Source organism: Alkalibacillus haloalkaliphilus C5 (assembly GCF_000269905.1).
In the GTDB taxonomy this organism is placed as follows: Bacteria; Bacillota; Bacilli; order Bacillales; family Alkalibacillaceae; genus Alkalibacillus; species Alkalibacillus haloalkaliphilus_A.
On sequence record NZ_AKIF01000036.1, the window covers coordinates 1 to 20,073 of the forward strand.

Sequence of the window (20,073 nt, forward strand, 5' to 3'; positions counted from 1 at the left end):
ACTGGACGAACACTGTTGCAATCATTACAATTCCAGCACCCGGAACACCGGCTGTACCAATCGATGCAAGTGTTCCAACAATGACAACCGTCAACATTTCAGCAAATGACTAACGGTTGGCCGATTACCATCGATGCAAACACTGCTGACACTGCAATTCTAATGGCTGCACCGTCCATATTAATCGTTGCACCAAACGGTAAGCTAAAGCTGTAAAGCGATTTATGAAGCTGCATTTTTCGCGCAGCATCCATCGTTAGCGGCAACGTACCCGCGCTACTTTGCGTAACAAAAGCAGTAAGCATTGGTGTTCTAGCTGACTTCAGGAATTGTAATGGTGAAGAACCCGTAAACTTTAATATTATTAAGTAAAGCACAAGTTGTACAAATAATGCTACATAGAGAACGAGTACGAACTCTCCAAGTGAAATAATCGTACCCATTCCATGACTTGCTACCGTCGTCGCAATGATCGCAAATACCCCAATTGGAACGTATTGCAAGATGACGTGCATAATTTTAAATGTCGCTTCATTCAACGCTTCAATAATATTATATAAAGTTTCACCTGATTGACTGAAGTTTTCAGACGACCTTAAATAAGAAATGGCTATACCAAATACTAAAGCGGTAAATATAATTCCTAACAAATTCAGTTCTGTAAAAGCTGTCACAATATTATCTGGTACGATATTTAACAAGACATTAGCTACCCCTGGGTGTTCAGTCGTTTCATAAGCTTCTCCACCGTCAAGCGTCATGCCTTGACCTGGTGAGAACAAAGATGCTACAGCTAAACCTACGATAATTGCCATGGCTGAAGTAACAGCGTAATAGCCAAATACTTTACCACCCATTCTTCCAACATCTCTTATATGTGCCTGATTAATTCCGACAATTAACGTAAACAATATAAGCGGTAAAATTAAAAACATTAATAATCGTAATAGAAGGTCTCCAAAAGGCTCTACATACGGGATTGCCTCTTTGGTCATAGTAAATCCTACAATAACCCCTAATAGTAATCCAATGGTGATCTTCATTATAAGTGACGTTTCCCAATATATTTTTAACAAACGCTTCATGATAACACCTCCCTTTAATCCTCAGTAAATCTATATGTTTTTACTGCTTTAAATATCGTATGTGATTAATGCTTTAATGTCAAAGTTTTTTATTAGAAAAAAAGTATATTCATAACTCATCATTATATTGTTAACACTACAGGTATATAACAATATGGAGGCTTAATTATTATGGAAAATCAACCGAGGTTAACTTCAGCTGAGATTACAGGTGCTTGGACAGCATATATGAACGACAGTATGTCTAAATGTGTATTAAGTTATCTACTACAACATGTTGAAGATGATGATATTAAAGAGATTATCCAATTCTCATTAGAATTATCAACTCAACATATACAAACTTTAACCGACTTTTTTAAATCTGAGAAACTCCCTCTGCCGACAGCCTTCAACTATGAAAACGACGTAAACTTAAATGCAGCAAGACTTTACACAGACCACTTTGTGCTTACTTATGTTAACCAGATGGCTAGAGTAGGTTTAGTTTCATATGGCGGATTCATTTCAATGAGCGCTCGTAAAGATATAAGAAATTATTTTATTGAGTGTCTTCAAGAGTCTTCAGAGTTATATGACCGAACGACCCAAACGTTGTTAGACAAAGGAATTTTCGTTAGACCACCTTATGTGAACTATCCAACATCAACTGACTTTATCGACAACAAATCTTATTTAGCTGGACTAAATCCGTTAAGTCAAAAACGTCCATTAAATACTGTAGAAATATCTCATCTATTTATGAATATTCAAACGAACACAATTGGTAGCAAATTATCACAAAGCTTCGCACAAACATCATCGAATGAGAAAGTTCAAGAATGGATGGTTAGAGGTAAAGAAATTTCACAAAAACACGTCGAGGTCTTTACTAAGTACTTAACAAATAATGACATTTCACCACCGAATTCATCCGATATCGGAGTAACAGATTCAACGACAGCGCCGTTCTCTGATAAATTAAACATGTTTCATATGTCACTTTTAGCAGCTGCAGGGATCGGAAACTATTCAACAGCTGCTGCTGCAAGTCAACGTCTTGATTTAATTGTTAACTACGAAAGGCTTTCAGTTGAAGTTGCAAGATACGCACTAGACGGAGCCGAGCTTATGATTAAAAACAACTGGTTAGAGGAACCACCTGGCACAATCGATAAAAAAATATTAACTAAAAAGAAAGATGAACATTAAGGAGATGCATTCAATCCATCTCCTTATTTTTCTGTAAGCTTATTTCTAGACATTAACCTTAACTTATTTATACGATGAAGATAATACTTTAAAAGGGTGAGAATATGAAAAAAGTTTTAGTCGTCGGAGCAAACGGTCAAATTGGAAAACATTTAGTCACTTTCATTCAAGAAAGTGAGCAATTAGAGGCAAAAGCAATGATTAGAAAGAAGAGCCAAGCAGCATTTTTCAAAGATCTCGGCGCAGATGTAGCTGTCGTAGATTTAGAAGGAGACATTGAAGATGTAAAGAAAGCAGCAGAAGATGTCGATGCGATTGTTTTCGCAGCTGGTTCTGGTCCACACACTGGCAAAGATAAAACAATCATGATCGACTTAGATGGTGCGGTTAAAACGATTGAAGCTTGTAAACAAGCCAATGTAAAACGGTTTATTATGGTTAGTTCATTTGATACGACACGTGAAGCGATTCAATCAGCACCCGAATCATTCGCGCCTTACGTTGCAGCGAAACACTATGCTGACGAATGGCTAAAAGACACTAATCTTGATTACACGATTGTTCACCCAGGTCTGTTAACAAATGATGAAGGAACAGGCCAAGTTAGCCTTTCAGGGAAAATCGAACCAACAGAAGTACCACGTGAAGATGTCGCAAAAGTCATTAAAGCTGCTTTAGAGAATGACAATACGATCGGAAAATCATTTAAAGTTGTTAAGGGCAACCAAGCCGTTGAAGACGCAATTAAAGCTGTTTAATTTACTTCATTAATGATATGATGACATAGGAAAACAAGCATTGGAGAAGTTCTATGTCACAACATAAATCATTAACACCACTAAAAACGTTTTTATTCGCGTTTTTTGCGACAAATACCATTATATTAAGTTATATACCAATATATTTACAAGAAGAGATAGGGTTGAGCGGTACTGAAATTGGTTGGGTACTTGCGATTGGTCCCTTGGCTGCACTTATATCCGAGCCGTTTTGGGGCTATATGAGTGATAAGTTCAAGACCGTTAAACGTATTTTAATCATTTTACTATCATCTTTACTATTATTCAGTATCGTCTTTTTTAATGTTTACAGCTTAGGACTAGTCCTGGCATTTGCTTTCTTTTTGTATTTCTTTTCTGCACCTGTTGGGGCGTTTGGTGATAGTTTAGCTCAACGTCGCGCAGATGAACTCTCAATTTCATTTGGAACGATTAGAACGTGGGGGTCAATCGGTTTTGCTGTGTCTGCACTCCTTGCTGGTCAGTACTTAACGTGGGCTGGAATAGATAACATCATTTGGCCTTACTTATTGTTTGGCTCATTAGCTCTTTTAGTTGCTTTTCGACTGACAGATACAGAACCTTCTAAAGAATCGGTTAGCCTTAAAAGTGTTAAACTACTTTTTCAAAACAAACGTTTAATGCTATTCTTACTATTTATCATGTTCATTACGATCTCACATCGTACGAGTGATAGCTTTATCGGCATTTACATCATTGAATTAGGTGGAACAGAAAGTTTAGTCGGGATCTCTTGGTTTGTCGGTGTGATCAGTGAAGCTGCTATATTTGCTACAGCCGCCTTCTGGTTTAGGAAATATCACACGCTAATGTTCATTATTGTAGCTGGAGTCCTTTATACGATTCGATGGTTCTTATTTGGAATGATCCACGACCCTTGGGTAGTAATCGCCTTACAGTTTTTACATGGTCTAACTTTTGCTGTTCTTTATTTAGCAGCATTTGATTACATTACAAGACTAATACCAAAAGTCGTCCAAGGAACTGGTCACCTTATGTTCCACACTGTCTTTTTCGGTATATCAGGTATTATTGGATCGCTCATAGGTGGACCTATTATTGATCACTATAGTGCTAATGCACTTTATACCGTATTAGGCGTCTTTGCTTTAGTAGGGACGATATTAATCATAATTTATCACGTAATACTAAATGTAAGAAGAGCATAAAAAGAGGCTGTCTCGCTATTGAGACAGCCTCTTTTTATTATTTTAAAACAGATTGGATAAACGATTCTTTACTTTCAGCATAAGCGATTACATCTTTAGGGTGTTCTTTTGCTAAGTTCAACTTAAGTGCTTCGTACTCTTTAGCAAGGCTTCTATCAGTATTCAGTCGATCTCGAAATTGAATGTGTGCATTCCACCAATCACCATTATACTCAACGACGTGTAGAAAATGAGTCTTCGTATAATCTTCGTCTTTTATATAAGGAAACTTTGCAAAGACAATTTTCCCTTCTATCTCTTGCTTCTGTAACATGTAATAATTCGCTTCACTCATTCTTTTTAGGCCCAGTAATTGAACATCTTCTAAACTTTTTAACCCAATGACAAGGTCAATAATCGGTTTTGCCTTCAAACCTTTTATAGCTGTACTGCCAATGTGCTCAATACCTAAGACGTGTTCTCCTATCAAGTTTTGTAGCAGTTGTTTTTCTTGTTGGAATAGTTGAGGCCATTCTGGGTTGTAACTGACAAGCTTCACTTCATTTTTACTTAACCCTAACATTTAATACCCCCTAAGTAATGGTGTATGACCATCATAAGGGGTTTCTCACTTGAATTGTAGCCTAATAATTATTACTAAATTATGGTATAATAGAATTGTAAAATAAAGAGGGTTTCAGCTTATTTCAAATGGTCCGGATGATCATAGTGTGTTGAATTTGTGTTTGAGTCTTGTTCCTCAGTAAGCTCTTCAAATATGTTATGTTTCGGTTTCTCTTCGTTATTTAACGGAAACTTAGCATTCATATATGTGTTCATTAACCTTTTAAACTCTTTAACCGTTAAGGGCTTAGCATCAGGTATTAATTCATAACCTAACTGCCCATTTGCCTCTAATGTAGCTATGCTAACATCTGCAATACTGCTAATCCCTTGTTGCCTCAAACGTATTTCCAGCTGATCAACTGTAATACGTAATTTCTTCAGATTCCTTTCATTTGGTACCCCATTTTCAATTACTACTTTTGATTTACCGGTAATAAACTTTTCTACCGCATTAAATTTAATCTGTAAATATTCAAGCAACATTAAAGTTAATATAAAAACAGCTGCTGCAACAGTTGTCTTCCATAAGCTTGTCTCAACTATTGGCTGTATGATAATTGAACCAATAGAGATCATGACAACAGTTTGTGCTAAAGTCATTTGTGATATAGATTTTCGACCAGCAAGCCGAAGTAATAGTAACCCTGCTAAAACCATTATTAACGCTTCAAATACAATGTTCACAGTTTCACACCCTTGGTTAATCACAACATAATATATTTACATAGAACCCCCCTAAAACTAATTTTAGGGGGGCATTAGTGCTTGCTATATGGGCAAATTATTTTCGCTCATCTAAATCATCTGGGTTTAATTCATCTGTAATATCATCATTTAGACGTCCGCTTCTCGGGCGGCCAGTTCTTTCATCAAAGTCATCTGGGTTTAACTCATCAGCCACTTCGTTTTTCGTTTTACGGTATTCGGAATGTTGATTTTTACGTTCATGTTTTGGTTCCAATTCGTCAGATACCTCCGTTTGTAGTTGGTAATTTTGCTGTCTCTTTTCTGTGACATCTCTTTGTTCACTTTCTTCATAATCTCGCTTAACGAACATATGAAAGAACAACTCGAATACAGCTACTCCGATTGCAGAAATTAATGAAGCTTGAAATATTGGTCCTCCTGGCATAATAAAACCTAGCATTAAATAAAGGACAACAAAGGATAGGAAGAAATCCGAAATAGTGGCAACTGTATTATTAGTTCGCAATAATATAAGCAAATCACCGATAATGTAGGAGATCGCACCTAATATTAATGTAATGAATAAAACATTAGCAAAAGTCACTTGATAACCGAAACCTAAAATCACATACAAAAGAATAAATGATGCGATTGCTTTTGTTAGTATTAATTTAAAATGGTTCATATCCAATTCTTTTCACTCCTTTCTTTATGTTTAGTTTGGATAAAGAAGGTGACAATATTCATTGTGAACGGATTTATAAATTACATTATTTGTAATTCAATGTCAGATAGGAGTGAAAAGAATTATAAATACCTAAATTCAATCAATTCATGATATCATGAACAAAATAAGTGCCCAAACCTGCACCAATTAAACCCCAAATGATAATACTGATGACATGCCAAAAAACGACTGTTCTTTTACTTGCGCCAGCTGCAAGTGAAGCAAAAGCAGCAATATGTCCAGAAGCGACTAATGGGGCAAGTAGCGCTACACCTGGAACACCATATTTTTCATACCTTTCTTTCGCTTTATTAGCTCTTTTATGAATAAACCCTTTTTGTTTCGACGCTCGAAAGCGAACGAGCCATGCATTAAATGGCAAAATGATCATCATTAGCGACAACCAGTTCCCTAAAATACTTATCATTAATGTAATTATGATCGGTAAGCCAATCAACGTTCCGATTGCTGCACCACCTGGCGATTCAACAAATGAAATTAAAGACAATAAAAAGATCCCGATTGACTGATAAAGCTCATTTACTTCACTTAAATAGTTAAGGACATTTTGCACAGTTTCTCTAAACACGAAATTCACCTTCTCTACAAATAAGACTTTCCTATAAAGATTTCCGTTGATAAATGATAGTAGAAGCTATCCACGACAAAATATAAGTCGTTATAACAATCGCAGCTCCTCCCATATATAATACTGTATTAGATGTATTAATTATGAAATCCGAAACCGTAGGTAAGAGCCTATCTATATTCTGAATTATTATCTGTCCAGAAACGGCAAATACTAAAAAGATAACGATCACAACAATCGTTAAATTGCCAGGTTTAAATATATAAAAGATTGGAAATGTCAAAGCAGCATAAATTAAAAACAAGCCACTACCAAATGCAATATCCGCTAATGTAAAAGGCTTATTAAAAGCTACCAACAGTAAACATGTCAGGCCAACCACTAATAACATGTATACAACCGTTCCAAGGTAACGTGAAGCAATTATTTCCTTACGAGTATAAGGTAAAGAGTTCAATAAAATATTCGTCTCTGCCTTCTCATCATAATAAAATGCATTAAAAGGAATGAAAATACTAATAACTAAAACAATTAAAGCAGGGTGTGAATCAGTTATTATAAAAAACAAAGCAAAAGGAATAATTAACGTTAATAAAAACTTCTTTTGTAAGATCGCATCACGTCTAATTAAATTAAACATGTTGTATCCTCCCTTTTAAGTAGTACATAATATCTTCCAGTGTTGCATGCTCAATGACAACAGCATCCCCAAAAGTATCTTCTACTAGCTTTAAATTATCCGTTAATGCCTCAAATCCAGTTGAAGCACGGCGAACTTCCACAAAAGCTTTCTCCGTGTCACGATCTAAAAGGTCTAATTCTCCTTTTACAATCGCATAATTCTCAGCTACTTCTTCAGTCGATTGATTAAACACTAAATCTCCGTCTTGAATAAATGCGATATAATCTGCAATTCGGTCCAAGTCTGTTGTAATGTGTGAAGAAAAGAAAATTGTAAGATTATTATCAACCATTAATTCTTGTAGTAAATCAAGGAATTCACGCCTAAAAATTGGGTCTAGCCCTGCAGTCGGTTCATCCATGATAATCAATTCCGCATGATGTGACAAAGCAATCGCTAATGAAGCTTTCATTTGCATCCCTTTTGAAAACTTTTTCATCGCTTTATTAACCGGCAAATCGAACCTATTAATATAATAATAAAATATATCATCATCCCAACTTTTGTAAGCCGGTGCAACAATACGTTTAATATCTTTCAAGTTTAACCCTTCATAAAAAACATTACCGTCATATACAAAACCAATACGCTCTTTAATTTCCTTCTCATGTGTTTTATAGTCCAAACCGAAAACTTTCACTTCACCATGATCTGGTTTTAATAGGTTCATCATCATCTTAATGGTCGATGATTTCCCTGCTCCGTTTGCTCCAACAAATCCTGTAATAAAACCTTTTTTCACTTCTAAATCAATCTTGTCAATGTAAAATCCTTTAAACGACTTCTTTACACCTTTTAATTCAATTACACTTTCCATACAACTCACTCCTCATACAAAAGCTCTAACAGTTCTTGTAATTCATCAAAAGACAACCCGATCTCTTTGCTATTTACAATTACTGCACTTAACTGTTCTTCAATTACTTTTAGTTTTTTCTCACGAATCACTTCTAAATTTTGCTCAGCCACAAACGAACCTTTACCAACAATCGAATAAATAAACCCTAATTTCTCTAACTCTTCATAAGCCCGCTTCGTCGTAATGACACTAATTTGCAAGTCCTTTGCCAACTGACGTATTGATGGAAGGGCTGCCCCTTCTTTTAAGTCACCAGATAAAATCGTAGACTTGATTTGGTTTATAATCTGTTCATAAATTGGTTCTTTGGAGCTATTTGAAATAATAATCTGCATCTTTATCCCTCTTTTTACTGATCAGTGTGCTTACATAATGTATATATACTATATACACATTATATACACAACAAATCTTATTTGCAACTACTTTTAGGAAAAATAATCAAAAAAGAACTGAGACCGTATAGACGATCTCAGTTCATGTTTCAAACTTCTTACTGTTATAATCTTTTCTCAACAATCCCATCATCAAGGCGTCGTGATAACTTCCATCAACGAAGAAGTGCTCTTTCAGCTCCCCTTCAACTTTGAACCCAACTTTTTCATAAAGATGAATGGCTTTTTCATTATGTTTGACGACGTATAGGAAGATTTTATTTAAGTTTAACTGATTAAAACCATACTCAACGGTTAGTCTTGTAGCTGGTGCTGCGTAACCTTTACCTTGGTGAGCGGGATCAAACATAATAGCAAACTCTGCATTCCGATGGCGTTGGTCAATATCAAATAGCCCAAGATAACCAACTCTCTCATTTGAGTGATACAGTATAAACGATCGATGCGAATCACTATTAAGCGAGTTCTCATACTCCTTAACCATTTTTTCCTTCGTTGTATAAGGTTCTTCAAACCAATAGTCCATGATGTTTGGATTAATTCTCATGTTATATATGAAATCTAAATCTTCTTTTTCTAACGGGCAAAGGTGTAGGTTGTTTTTCATTAGTATTCCTCCTAGTGTGGTTAGTATTTTAGTAATTTAGCCTTTAGAGCACCATGACTTACTAGGCTGTCTAATAATATTTAAACATATTAATACAAAACTTGTGACAAGTAAAATGGTCAGACTTACATTTTGTTCTAAAAATAAAGTTTAATATAATTTTGAAGGATTATAACCATTGATATCGAACAGCTATAAAAGATACTTTCTATTATACAAAAAGCTAGAAACAACTTCTGTAACCAATTTGACAATTAATCAGGTAACATTTGTCCAAAAGTAATTTCAACTTCTTTGAATTTCTTTTTTTAACTTTACGATAGACTTCTGTAAATAAAAATTTTTGCTCTAAGGGCTTCGAAAGAGTAACCACGACCAACATGATTCACTGTCTTAATTAAACGGTTCAAGGACTCTGTATAGGCGTTTGTGATCGGACAATTTGAAATAGTTGAATATCTCTTCCTCCCAATTATTCATTGACTTAATCAGATCTTCAAAACATGTCATTAATTCTTTAGGAACATTTGAAAGCCAGACAGTTTTGGTACAGTTTATAGGCTTCATCAATTGATTGAGGCTCATAGATGTCAAAGAAATGCTCTTTAAGTTCGTATGCTTGTCCATTCACCTTTATTCCAAAAATCCTGAATAAACTGACCGCCAACACCATATTCTTGTTTGGATGGCATTACGCCAATCATGATGAGATAATGCAAGGGTAACTTCGGAACATTTCTTCTGGATACCTTCATATAACGATTTAGCTTGATGATTGTCTTCAACGATAGATTTTTTAGAAGTTGAATGACCCTACCAACTAGCTTATTAAACCACTGCAAATTCGTTAACCGTTTCTCATCATGTATTATATATCTGAAATTTGGTTCATCAAAAAAAGATTCGAAGTGGATGCTTTTTGTATAGAATTTCCTTTGGATTTATAACAATTAATAGAATTGCGACAACAAAATAAGAAAGCATAACATATACCAAAATGTCTAATAAGTCCCCTTTAAACAACACCAGAGAAAAATTAAATAATTGGTGAGTAATAATTGGTATCAATAGGTTCTTATTTAAGTTGTAGAACAACGTCACAATAATCGAAAAAGATATTATTCCAATCATAAAAAGCACAATATACTTGATTAAATTTACTCCGGTATAGCCCGAGGCAAACCATAGTGGAGTATGCCAAAATCCCCATAACACACCTACTATAAGGCTGATTTCAAAGGAGAGTTATTCTTTTGAAGTTCATTTAAAGCATACCCTCTCCAGCCCAATTCTTCGCCCAAAGGCCCTCTTACTAAAGTATCAAAGAATGCAAACAACAAAAACCCAATACCCGTAAACGATAATGCAAGGTTTTGAGTATCGCTTGAATCTGATAGAAGTAGTACAGTCACGGCGATAATTATCACTTGAATAATCACAACGGTACTCAGAACCGAAAACCTGATTTTTTTAGCAAATTGCTCTTTTACAAAATCCTTTATCTTTAATCCTGGATAGATCTTTTGAAATAAAATAATAAATGCAAAGGTTGATGACCATGCAGAGATAATTTGCAAAAGGTTTGTTATTCTCTCAGATGCACCTAAAACCATACTTAAACCGATGATTGTAAATAAAACAAAAAATATGACATAAGTTAAGACGACAAAACTGGTTAATGGTCTTTTTAATGCCTTTTTCTTTTCTATAATCTCGTCCACTCCCTTTTAATGAATCGCTTGTAGAGGATTATATTGTGATTTGAGCTTATATTCATCAGACCCGGGGATGAAACTTTATTATTTCCATCAAAAATCTGATCTTTAAAGGCGATAAATGCTATTTCTTTGAATGGAATGTAATTAAACAAGAACTATTTTATAACATAACGTCCAACTCTTTGCGCCATAACCCTATTAATACTCTTTAAAAACGAAATACCCCTTTAAATAAAAAGACAATCATATATCCAAAGGGGGTAATTAGCATCGTGAATTTATTCAAACATCGATTGTGAAAAATATCAGGGCGATTGGATTTCTCTTTTCATTAGTTTTGGTGACTATTTTCTCAATCCTTCTAACAAGTGAGTTAAGACAATCATCGCTTCTTCTATGATATCTTTTTGATCCAAGTGATCAGAAATCCATATTCCCTATTTCTCTAGCTACTGACTATACAAAAGACGTCTTGTTAAAACGATAATCATGCGGATGGATTAAACCTGCTAGTCGAATCGACATTTCCTTATTAAAGTAAAATTTTAAAGGGACATATTTACTCTCACTCATTAGATTCGTACATCCATACATCCTCTTTATATTGATCTTGAAAGGATTTCATCAGGTGGAATAACCAGAATGACCCCATTAGGGTCACTGGTATTAAAATGCCTTTGACTAAATGCCTCGTCCCGGGAAGGACATAGGTTTGCCCTAGCTTTGGCAAGAAGAAACCCCTTTAGATAACGTATCCAAAGGGGTGAAGCGGTGTGTTTTTTATAAACAGGTGTACGAAAAGCTTCCATTTTTCAAGTGATCTTTACATTGTTATTTCATATGAAATATTTCCATGTCCGTTTTTGTTTCATTTTTATCATTCTTCTAATTGATTGATGACTTGAGCTTCTGCTCAAGACACAATTCATGCTTTCTTTCGCCAAAGAACAATCGCTGTAGTCGACATCCATACATAAACAGACCCATACACGATTCGTTGCAACAGACCGAAGATATCAACAAACGGCTCTATAAACATAAGGATTAGGGCACTTGTGGTAATCAGCGCACTAACGAAGGCCCAAAGCGCTAACTTTGGCATTTCTTTGCGAATAGACAATCCAATTAGAATTAATGCCGGGATTTGCACAATCATCCCTGGAGTGGAAGGAATAGTATGCCAAAGAAAACTCACATCTACAGGAACAATACCAGAAATTGTATAACTCAGTCCAAAGATGATAAAAAACAAGGTAGCTATTTTACTTTTTCTATTATCCGGCCAATATTGATATAAAGTAAGTGCCCCAACGACAATTAAAATACCTGTAACTGTAAAAGTCCAATTCATCAATAAATGATAAGGGGAACAGATTTCAAAAGATGAGAGTACATATAGATCGCTTCCACACGTAGTAACACCGAGATCACTCATCGGCTGCTCTAAAAAACTGTAGGGGACAGTAGTCGCTTTAATAACGATGTAGTCAATAATGAAATATGTACTTAGTGCTATCCAGCTTATCAAACCAATCTTTATAGCTATATCGCGGTGTCTAAGTAGAAAAGTCACGAATATGATGATAATCGTTAAGGTAGCCATTAAGAAATAAGATAGATCCATAATAATTAGCTCCTATTCTTTGTTTCCTTTTTTATGCTGTAAAATACTTTTATCTCAATCCTTTAATTTTAAATAACCTTGAGTTTCAGTCGACTAAAACACTAGAAAAAGAGTACAAAGCGATTTTTGTGTTAGGCAAGCTGTACTAAGCGGAATCAAGATGCGTAGACTCCTGGTCGGCTAAAGACGGTCACGTCCTGTAATAGGTTCACCAGCTCGAATATGTATAACGTTCAATTCGCCTATCTCTTGATTCTCTCCATGCTGCAGCCAAACTCGGGCGTACTCAATCTCTTCAGAAGAGTATTCAGACAGTATATTATCTATTTCACTGCTAGGTATGTTATTTGACTCATCGTTTTTTGTATCGTGCGAAGAAGTATCATTCAAATCGTCTGTTGCGGATTCTTCTGGTTCAGTTTTAGACTTCAATTCATCTTCTTCCTCGTTTTTTAAGTTTCTCTCTTCTGTCTCTTTGATTTCGATTAGCCATAATCCTCCCCCCAAACAGCCCTGGCGAAGTCAATACAATATGTCATCGACCTGACTTTCAATTAAAGATAAAAAATTCCAAAGTTAAGCCTGCTTGATTATTAACTTTTTTATTGTACACAAGCTTAGAAACTTCGGGTATTAACCTAGTAATTGAGAATACCATTTAACCGTTCTTCTTAAATTACTAACATGAACAAATATCGTGTTCATTTGGTTTTGATCGGGCTTTTCATTCCTTCACTTCCCTTAAGTAAAAAAGCTTTTACATTCACTCAAAAACATCTTTATATCAATAATAGTCTGTAGATGCATACCTTCATATAAAGATGGTTCTAATTAATACTTGTTCAACGGTGTGCATCCATCTCAGTTGATTTGTATTTTTTTCCATAAGACAGCAGAGCGTTATATCTTTAGTGTTTTGTATGCCTTTTTTATTATGACAAGATTAAGCCAAAAAATTAAAAAAGGGATCACCACATGTAAGGATGCAAGAAATCCATGAGCAGTGTAATATTGAATATTTGCAACAGCGAAAATAGCAAATGATAGCCAGGTTAGAATCTTCGGTAATTTTCCTACAAGTCCAACTATAAACATAACTAAATAAATGTATTTAAAAAGGGCAAAAGATTTATGTATCTCCCAATAAGTGTAGTCTTGAAACACAGCAACTCCAGCCAAAAATACTTGAATTAATATACTTAACAAGGCCAACCCAGATAAAACTAAATATAATTTTATAAAGTGCTTTCTCATTTAGACCCTCCCATTTATTTTGTCATTTAAATCTTCTATAATGATACCATTCCCCTAAATTCACATATAAAGAAAGTGGAAAAAGTAACACACACTGCTTGTCCAATTAATTTAGGATTAATACAACGAGTGAAATACATAGTATCATGTAGTTTAGCTTTTTGGATTGTGAAAAATGGACACATTTACTTAGTGATCCTGTTTATCTTAAAACTTGATTAGGGAACAACCCATAATAACGTCTGAAATGATTGATAAAGTGTGATTGATCAAAATATCCATATTTTGCAACAATATCAGAAGATCTATATTGATTACTATTATATACCTCTTGAAGAATGTTTTACAATCTAATGATACCTGAAAGTATTCTTGGGCTCCCCCCAACTCCTTATGAAATGTCCTTCTTATATTCCATTGCAGGCTTATCGTATCATTTTTTTAAATGACAAGATGATTTCGTTACTCCACAATCTGGGCCCGTGGGATTACTCCTCTTTCCATGAAATTCCCCTTGGGAGCACCTCCTAGCTTAGTAGGAGATAGTAACTTGAGCAACGGCGACAAGGTTATCATAGTGTACTTACCCTAGCCGTTTCACCTTTGATAGCATCTACCTATTTACCGTACTGGATAAAGCAATTTGTAAAATCACACGCTCATACAGAAGTCGTTGTAGAAGTGATGTAGTCAGAAACAATTGCAGATGCCATAAATCAAGGGATTGCAGATTTAGGGTTGTCTAGGATGAAAAGTAACATGTTAGAGGTGTCTTGTGAAACACTATACGAAGAGCCACTTACAATCATTTGTCCCACGATGGAGAAGACGCTGAATCAAGTTTCCCAGTTGAATTAGAACAATTAATGCAAGACGAACGACTTCTAACTCATAACCACCCTGTATATTGGGGGAATTTAAATGGCCTGAACCTGACTTTCGCCCTTTGCGATATCCAGGCCAATGACCGGATCCATTCTTTCCCACATCTCCCTTGGTGTATTCGCCGGTGCCCCTAACCTATCTTGTAGTTTCACAGCTTCGCTTGTTATACGGGGTCTACGTCCCAACCAGCCTCAAACATGTTTCTACAAGTAGGGGGTGAACAATATTGCGGACGGGATCAAGTCCCACGCGCCCGAGCGTCCTACCCCGGCTACCCTCATTAAACCATTAAAAATGGTCAACCAGAAAATAAATTCTGATTGACCCTATAATACGATCGCGCCCGCTTATTGAACATTGGAACTTTCAATCTAAGGCTTTAGTCTATATGATTTTATTTCCTTTACCTTTCCAGACCCACTATGCGAGAAAATCGAGAACCCGCTTGATCACAAGTTTTGTCGCGTCAGCATCGTAAGACGGTAAACTGCTATCGGTGAAGAGGTGTTCCTTGCCTTCGTACAGAAAAAGTTCAGCGTGATTGGCCGATGCCGCCAGCTCACGTGCCGCGTTGATGTCGCCATCTTCAACAAAAAAAGGATCGGCACTCATAGCGTGAATTTGCACAGGCAAGTCAATCGGCCACTGAGATTCGAACGCAGATGTCGGGAGGCATGCATGAAAAAACAGTGCGCCTCTGGCGCCTTCACGAATTTGAGCGAGCTGCTGTGCTGCCGGGACACCAAGTGAAAAACCAGCATAGACGACATCACGTGAAAGTTCGCTGGCTGCCCGAACGCCGCGCGCCGTCACTTCCTTAAATCCGATTTCCTTAACAAATGCCAAGCCTTCCTCCAGCGAGGAAAATGTGCGACCGTGAAATAAATCTGGCACGTGCACAGTATGTCCCGCATCTTTAAGTTGATCTGCGATTGTTTCAATCCCCTTCGTTCGGCCTAAAACATGGTGTAACAACAAAACTTCTGCCATCTGTTTTCCCTCCAATTTAATGAATTTCATATGTCCAAGTTTCGATAAGAAAGCCCGTTTTACCTGCCAGAACTTAACGATTTTGAAATATCTATCTTAATAAACCAACCTTGCTTATTCAATAATCGCTGCCCTTTTGCTTAATATTAATTATTAAATCTCTGTTATCTTCACAAGGAGTTATTCCATTAAATTGGCCCTTTTCTGGAATAAAGTTCATCACTTTAGTAAAGAACATTTTTTCAAAGTAAACAACCTTTTTCCGATGTAAAGAACTTTATTATCATCCTTCACATAAATGTGAGTTTTAATTATAATTGAGATAAATATGCGCCTAGTATCGCGTTTTTTTTATTTTTAAGTGATACTCATTACTATATTAAGGGAGATAAAATGTTATTTTTTTGGTTATAAATGAGATCATTATATCAAGATATCATTGGACATTAAAAAGGTGATCCCGAATCTACATCGAAATCACCTCCTGGCTACCTAGCTTTTTAAAACTGTCAGCTCTTAGGGATACAATTGTTTAAAGGGTATTGTTCTCGAATATCAATTACTTCATCTACCCATTCTAATAAATAAAAATAATTACGCTCTAGATCAGAGAGTAGATGATGAATACGTTTTGTCTTCCATCCATTTATCCGGTGGGCACGACCAGATGAGGGTACATCCTGAATAGTGAGCCAAGGTTTATAATTAGAGAGTTCACCTTGCCCTCAACCCTCTTTTTGATAACGGGCTATTTTAGATTCCGTCCATTGGTTCTTTCTTTTTGCCATAATACACCTCTCATTTAGATAAAAATAAAACGCACGTTTGAAGTCACTTTAAGTATACTCCATCGCGCGTTTTTTAAATAACTTTTTTATGAATTAAACAACTTTTTTATTACTCAACAGCAATAACTAAACTTTTAATCATCCTTAAGGAAAAAAAGCTGTCAAAATATATCATTTATAAACGTAAATATTGTCACTATTTTCATTATAACAAATTTCACCAGATAATGTTTTGAAAATTGTTATAATTTTTAAAATGAATAAAAAATCCTAATAGACTAAGTGTTTATAGCCTATTAGGATTTTTATTTGTCTCATTTACTCTTGTTATTTGTCCCAATACATACAGTATTTAGTATCATTTATAATTGATACTCACACATAAAGCTATACAAGTTATTATTACTCTACTGTCACACTCTTAGCCAAATTCCTCGGCTTATCAACATCACAGTCGCGATGTAATGCTGCATAGTAAGAGATAATTTGTAATGGTAGCACTGATACTAACGGTGTTAGTAATGGATGCACTGTTGGAATGACAAATGCATCACCTTCACGATAAAGGTCTTCAGGGCTAATGATACATGCATTGGCACCACGTGTTACGACTTCTTGCACGTTTGAACGAATTGAACTATTTACATGGCCTTGTGTTGCAAGTGCAATCACGGGTGTGCCTTCCTCAATTAAAGCAATTGTGCCGTGCTTCAACTCTCCACCAGCAAAACCTTCTGCTTGAATGTAAGAGATCTCTTTAAGCTTTAACGCGCCTTCTAATCCGACGAAGTAATCTAATCCACGCCCGATAAAGAAGCAATTACGTGTTGTCGATAAAAAATCACGCGCAACTTGCTCTAGCTGGTCTTTCTGGTCACATAATGTTTCCATTGCATTACCGACGATCGCTAATTCTTTTAACGGATCGAAATCTAACGTTAAACCTTTAGCACGTGCTGTATCAACAGCTAAAATCGCTAAGACAGCCATTTGTGCTGTGTATGCTTTCGTTGAAGCAACAGCGATTTCTGGTCCTGCATGTAAATGTAATGTGTAATTCGATTCACGAGAAAGGGTTGATCCAGGTACGTTTGTAATTGTAAGCGCTGGATGACCTAATTTATTTGTTTCAACTAATACTGAACGTAAGTCTGCTGTTTCACCACTTTGTGAAATAAAGACAAATAATGGCTTCTCAGATAATAATGGCATGTTATACGAGAATTCGCTTGCGATGTGAACCTCTGTAGGAACTTGCGCAATCTTTTCTAAAAACTCTTTACCTATTAAGCCTGCATGATAGCTCGTGCCTGCTGCAATGATATAGACGCCGTCGCAATCTGCCATCGCTTGACGTACGTCTTCGTCTAGCTTAATTTGATCATTGTCATCTTGGTATTCTTGAATAATCTTACGCATAACAAAAGGTTGTTCATCGATTTCCTTAAGCATGAAGTGTGGGTACGTCCCTTTTTCAATGTCACTAGCATCAATTTCAGCAACAAATGGGTCACGTTCCACTGTTGAACCATCAAGCTTTTGGATTTCAACACGATCTTTCTCTACTAATACAATCTCTTCATCCATTAATTCAACAAACTGATCGGTTACTTGAAGCATCGCCATTGAGTCACTCGCAACGACATTGAACTCTTCACCTAAACCAACAAGTAATGGGCTTTTGTTTTTTGCAACGAAAACAGTGCCTTTCTGATCACGGTCTAACACAGCTAATGCATAAGAACCGTGTAGTAAGCTTACAGTTTTACGGAACGCTTCAAGTGCGTTACCTGTTTCTTTTTCAAATTGTTCAATTAGTTGAACGATCACTTCTGTATCTGTTTCACTTACAAAGTTAACATCTTGCAAGTATTCACTTTTAAGTTCTTCAAAGTTTTCAATAACACCGTTATGAACTAAAGTGAATCTGCCTGATGTACTTTGGTGAGGGTGAGCGTTCGTTTCGCTTGGCTCACCATGAGTTGCCCAACGTGTATGGCCAATACCAATATTAGCCGAAACAGATTCATCAACTGCTTCACGTAAGTTCGCAATACGTCCTTTCACTTTGAATAAATCTGTATCTTCATCGCCTCGTACTGCAATACCTGCTGAGTCATACCCACGATACTCTAATTTCTCTAAACCTGCTAAAAGAATTTCTTTTGCATCTTGATTCCCGATATATCCTACAATTCCGCACATAATGTGTTACCTCCTATTTTGAAAGAGGCAAACAAATTGCATTCCTTTACAAGGGGCGATTGTTTGCCCCTTTCTCGTGTTAGTTATTTATACACCTTGTAAGAAGTGGTTGTGCATAGAGTTGCCTCTATGTTTTCACTTCCAACACTACAGTTGAGGTGCTGCAACCGGGAGGCATCCGCCGAATACTCGATTAAACCTCCTCCTCGTCAACTATTTCTCTTCTCCGTCCTGAGAAATAGCCCTGGCGCTTTAAAAATATACTTTCACTCTTCGCTCCTTTCTATTCTTGAATAAAACTGACTGTTCCTATTTTACTTATATTTGTAAAACAGGTCAATTATTGAGTTGAAAAAGTGAAGCACAAGGAATGAATTTCATCCCTCATGCTTATTATATTCTATGCATCTTTTAAGCCATATGTTTCTTCTATTACTTTAGAAACTTGTGCAACATAGTTCTCACAATCGTCTTTCGTCGGCGCTTCAACCATTACTCGGACGACTGGCTCAGTTCCTGAAGGACGAACTAACACGCGTCCTTTTCCATCTAACTCACTTTCTACGCGATCGATTGCTTCTTGAACTGTTTGATCAAGGTGAACTTCATGCTTATTAACGACACGAACATTTTGTAGAACTTGAGGGAACTTTTGCATTTCTCCAGCTAGTTCAGATAATGGCTTTTTCGTTTCGCGCATTGCATTTAATAACTGTAAGGCAGATAACATACCGTCACCTGTCGTAATGTAATCTAAGAAGATAATGTGACCAGACTGTTCACCACCTAAGTTAAAGTCATTGGCTAACATTTCTTCCATGACATATCGATCGCCAACAGATGTTTTCACTGTGTCAATACCTAACTCATCAAACTTACGGTAAAGTCCGATATTACTCATCACAGTCGTTACAACGGTATCTTTTTTCAGACGCCCTTGTTGCTTAAGGAACTTGCCACAAATATACATAATCTTATCACCGTCGATGACATTACCTTTTTCATCAACCGCGATTAGACGGTCACCATCACCATCAAAGGCTAAACCAATGTCTGCGCCTTGTTCTACTACAGTTTGACGCAAGTTTTCTGGACTTGTTGAGCCATAACCGTCATTAATATTAGTACCATCTGGTGTTGAACCAATTGACACCAAGTCCGCCTCAAGGTCTGCAAAAAGGTGAGATGCAAGCGATGAAGTAGCTCCATGGG

General features: G+C 36.2%; 22 protein-coding genes and 1 pseudogene. 3 read left to right on the top strand and 20 right to left on the bottom strand.

Features of this window, described 5'->3' with window-relative positions:
* Both A194_RS21145 and A194_RS17505 read right to left on the bottom strand, forming a co-directional pair.
* Positions 1–97 (bottom strand): hypothetical protein (locus A194_RS21145; protein ID WP_337442950.1); only part of this gene is annotated, 97 nt, incomplete at its 3' end.
* 1 nt (position 98) lies between these two features.
* Positions 99–1,085 carry a cation:dicarboxylate symporter family transporter gene (locus A194_RS17505; RefSeq protein ID WP_017185906.1) on the bottom strand — a complete coding sequence of 329 codons (987 nt, stop codon included), beginning with the start codon at positions 1,083–1,085 and terminating at the stop codon, positions 99–101.
* Between the two features lie 171 nt (positions 1,086–1,256).
* Here A194_RS17505 and A194_RS0105755 point away from each other — a divergent pair, with 171 nt between their 5' ends.
* From A194_RS0105755 to A194_RS0105765, 3 genes are all read left to right on the top strand, one after another.
* Positions 1,257–2,276, top strand: coding sequence for a DUF3231 family protein (locus A194_RS0105755; RefSeq protein ID WP_017185907.1), 1,020 nt, complete (start codon positions 1,257–1,259; stop codon positions 2,274–2,276).
* Positions 2,277–2,380: 104 nt separating this feature from the next.
* Positions 2,381–3,034, top strand: coding sequence for an SDR family oxidoreductase (locus tag A194_RS0105760; RefSeq protein ID WP_017185908.1), 654 nt, complete (start codon positions 2,381–2,383; stop codon positions 3,032–3,034).
* 53 nt (positions 3,035–3,087) lie between these two features.
* Positions 3,088–4,245: an MFS transporter gene (locus A194_RS0105765; RefSeq protein ID WP_017185909.1), complete on the top strand. Its 1,158-nt coding sequence runs from the start codon at positions 3,088–3,090 to the stop codon at positions 4,243–4,245.
* 37 nt (positions 4,246–4,282) lie between these two features.
* Here A194_RS0105765 and A194_RS0105770 read toward each other — a convergent pair whose 3' ends face one another.
* From A194_RS0105770 to A194_RS0105855, 18 genes and pseudogenes are all read right to left on the bottom strand, one after another.
* A complete protein-coding gene (locus A194_RS0105770; RefSeq protein ID WP_017185910.1) occupies positions 4,283–4,807 on the bottom strand; it encodes a GrpB family protein in 525 nt (174 codons plus the stop codon).
* Positions 4,808–4,926: 119 nt separating this feature from the next.
* Positions 4,927–5,535 carry a DUF421 domain-containing protein gene (locus A194_RS0105775; RefSeq protein ID WP_040402395.1) on the bottom strand — a complete coding sequence of 203 codons (609 nt, stop codon included), beginning with the start codon at positions 5,533–5,535 and terminating at the stop codon, positions 4,927–4,929.
* Positions 5,536–5,632: 97 nt separating this feature from the next.
* On the bottom strand, positions 5,633–6,223 hold the full coding sequence (locus A194_RS17510) for a YndM family protein (protein ID WP_083834250.1): 591 nt from the start codon (positions 6,221–6,223) through the stop codon (positions 5,633–5,635).
* 142 nt (positions 6,224–6,365) lie between these two features.
* On the bottom strand, positions 6,366–6,854 hold the full coding sequence (locus A194_RS17515) for a small multi-drug export protein (protein ID WP_017185913.1): 489 nt from the start codon (positions 6,852–6,854) through the stop codon (positions 6,366–6,368).
* A 31-nt stretch (positions 6,855–6,885) separates the two neighbouring features.
* Positions 6,886–7,494, bottom strand: coding sequence for an ABC-2 transporter permease (locus tag A194_RS0105790; protein ID WP_017185914.1), 609 nt, complete (start codon positions 7,492–7,494; stop codon positions 6,886–6,888).
* The gene (locus A194_RS0105795) at positions 7,487–8,353 is read right to left on the bottom strand and encodes an ABC transporter ATP-binding protein (RefSeq protein ID WP_017185915.1); all 867 of its coding nucleotides are present in this window, start codon (positions 8,351–8,353) and stop codon (positions 7,487–7,489) included. Before A194_RS0105795 ends, A194_RS0105790 begins: the two co-directional genes overlap by 8 nt.
* Positions 8,354–8,358: 5 nt before the next feature.
* A complete protein-coding gene (locus A194_RS0105800) occupies positions 8,359–8,730 on the bottom strand; it encodes a GntR family transcriptional regulator (RefSeq protein ID WP_017185916.1) in 372 nt (123 codons plus the stop codon).
* A gap of 142 nt (positions 8,731–8,872) precedes the next feature.
* A complete protein-coding gene (locus A194_RS0105805) occupies positions 8,873–9,397 on the bottom strand; it encodes a GNAT family N-acetyltransferase (RefSeq protein WP_017185917.1) in 525 nt (174 codons plus the stop codon).
* 314 nt (positions 9,398–9,711) lie between these two features.
* Complete coding sequence (locus A194_RS21435; RefSeq protein ID WP_479768630.1) at positions 9,712–9,873, bottom strand: transposase; 162 nt, start codon at positions 9,871–9,873, stop codon at positions 9,712–9,714.
* 415 nt (positions 9,874–10,288) lie between these two features.
* Positions 10,289–10,612 carry a hypothetical protein gene (locus A194_RS21150; RefSeq protein WP_337442949.1) on the bottom strand — a complete coding sequence of 108 codons (324 nt, stop codon included), beginning with the start codon at positions 10,610–10,612 and terminating at the stop codon, positions 10,289–10,291.
* Between the two features lie 5 nt (positions 10,613–10,617).
* Positions 10,618–11,118 carry a CPBP family intramembrane metalloprotease gene (locus A194_RS20710; protein WP_017185919.1) on the bottom strand — a complete coding sequence of 167 codons (501 nt, stop codon included), beginning with the start codon at positions 11,116–11,118 and terminating at the stop codon, positions 10,618–10,620.
* Positions 11,119–12,040: 922 nt separating this feature from the next.
* Complete coding sequence (locus tag A194_RS0105825) at positions 12,041–12,739, bottom strand: DUF998 domain-containing protein (protein ID WP_017185921.1); 699 nt, start codon at positions 12,737–12,739, stop codon at positions 12,041–12,043.
* Positions 12,740–12,919: 180 nt separating this feature from the next.
* On the bottom strand, positions 12,920–13,246 hold the full coding sequence (locus A194_RS17530; RefSeq protein ID WP_017185922.1) for a hypothetical protein: 327 nt from the start codon (positions 13,244–13,246) through the stop codon (positions 12,920–12,922).
* Between the two features lie 393 nt (positions 13,247–13,639).
* Positions 13,640–13,993, bottom strand: a complete 354-nt coding sequence (locus A194_RS0105835) for a DUF6220 domain-containing protein (protein ID WP_017185923.1) — start codon at positions 13,991–13,993, stop codon at positions 13,640–13,642.
* A gap of 1,305 nt (positions 13,994–15,298) precedes the next feature.
* Positions 15,299–15,868, bottom strand: coding sequence for a dienelactone hydrolase family protein (locus A194_RS0105845; RefSeq protein WP_017185925.1), 570 nt, complete (start codon positions 15,866–15,868; stop codon positions 15,299–15,301).
* Positions 15,869–16,398: 530 nt separating this feature from the next.
* Positions 16,399–16,656: pseudogene (locus tag A194_RS20720) on the bottom strand (heteromeric transposase endonuclease subunit TnsA); the annotation flags it as partial.
* Positions 16,657–17,058: 402 nt separating this feature from the next.
* The gene (gene glmS / locus A194_RS0105850; protein ID WP_017185926.1) at positions 17,059–18,861 is read right to left on the bottom strand and encodes a glutamine--fructose-6-phosphate transaminase (isomerizing); all 1,803 of its coding nucleotides are present in this window, start codon (positions 18,859–18,861) and stop codon (positions 17,059–17,061) included.
* A 400-nt stretch (positions 18,862–19,261) separates the two neighbouring features.
* Positions 19,262–20,073: hypothetical protein (locus A194_RS0105855; RefSeq protein WP_017185927.1), on the bottom strand; the 812-nt coding region annotated here is incomplete at its 5' end.

What these genes read in the sequence shown, in the direction of transcription:
- A194_RS0105765 (WP_017185909.1), top strand. Translation starts at nt 3,088, where the DNA reads ATGTCACAACATAAATCATTAACACCACTAAAAACGTTTTTATTCGCG.
- A194_RS0105845 (WP_017185925.1), bottom strand. Translation starts at nt 15,868, where the DNA reads ATGGCAGAAGTTTTGTTGTTACACCATGTTTTAGGCCGAACGAAGGGG.
- glmS (WP_017185926.1), bottom strand. Translation starts at nt 18,861, where the DNA reads ATGTGCGGAATTGTAGGATATATCGGGAATCAAGATGCAAAAGAAATT.
- A194_RS0105825 (WP_017185921.1), bottom strand. Translation starts at nt 12,739, where the DNA reads ATGGATCTATCTTATTTCTTAATGGCTACCTTAACGATTATCATCATA.
- A194_RS17505 (WP_017185906.1), bottom strand. Translation starts at nt 1,085, where the DNA reads ATGAAGCGTTTGTTAAAAATATATTGGGAAACGTCACTTATAATGAAG.
- A194_RS0105755 (WP_017185907.1), top strand. Translation starts at nt 1,257, where the DNA reads ATGGAAAATCAACCGAGGTTAACTTCAGCTGAGATTACAGGTGCTTGG.
- A194_RS0105760 (WP_017185908.1), top strand. Translation starts at nt 2,381, where the DNA reads ATGAAAAAAGTTTTAGTCGTCGGAGCAAACGGTCAAATTGGAAAACAT.
- A194_RS0105805 (WP_017185917.1), bottom strand. Translation starts at nt 9,397, where the DNA reads ATGAAAAACAACCTACACCTTTGCCCGTTAGAAAAAGAAGATTTAGAT.
- A194_RS0105795 (WP_017185915.1), bottom strand. Translation starts at nt 8,353, where the DNA reads ATGGAAAGTGTAATTGAATTAAAAGGTGTAAAGAAGTCGTTTAAAGGA.
- A194_RS0105800 (WP_017185916.1), bottom strand. Translation starts at nt 8,730, where the DNA reads ATGCAGATTATTATTTCAAATAGCTCCAAAGAACCAATTTATGAACAG.
- A194_RS17510 (WP_083834250.1), bottom strand. Translation starts at nt 6,223, where the DNA reads ATGAACCATTTTAAATTAATACTAACAAAAGCAATCGCATCATTTATT.
- A194_RS0105835 (WP_017185923.1), bottom strand. Translation starts at nt 13,993, where the DNA reads ATGAGAAAGCACTTTATAAAATTATATTTAGTTTTATCTGGGTTGGCC.
- A194_RS0105770 (WP_017185910.1), bottom strand. Translation starts at nt 4,807, where the DNA reads ATGTTAGGGTTAAGTAAAAATGAAGTGAAGCTTGTCAGTTACAACCCA.
- A194_RS0105790 (WP_017185914.1), bottom strand. Translation starts at nt 7,494, where the DNA reads ATGTTTAATTTAATTAGACGTGATGCGATCTTACAAAAGAAGTTTTTA.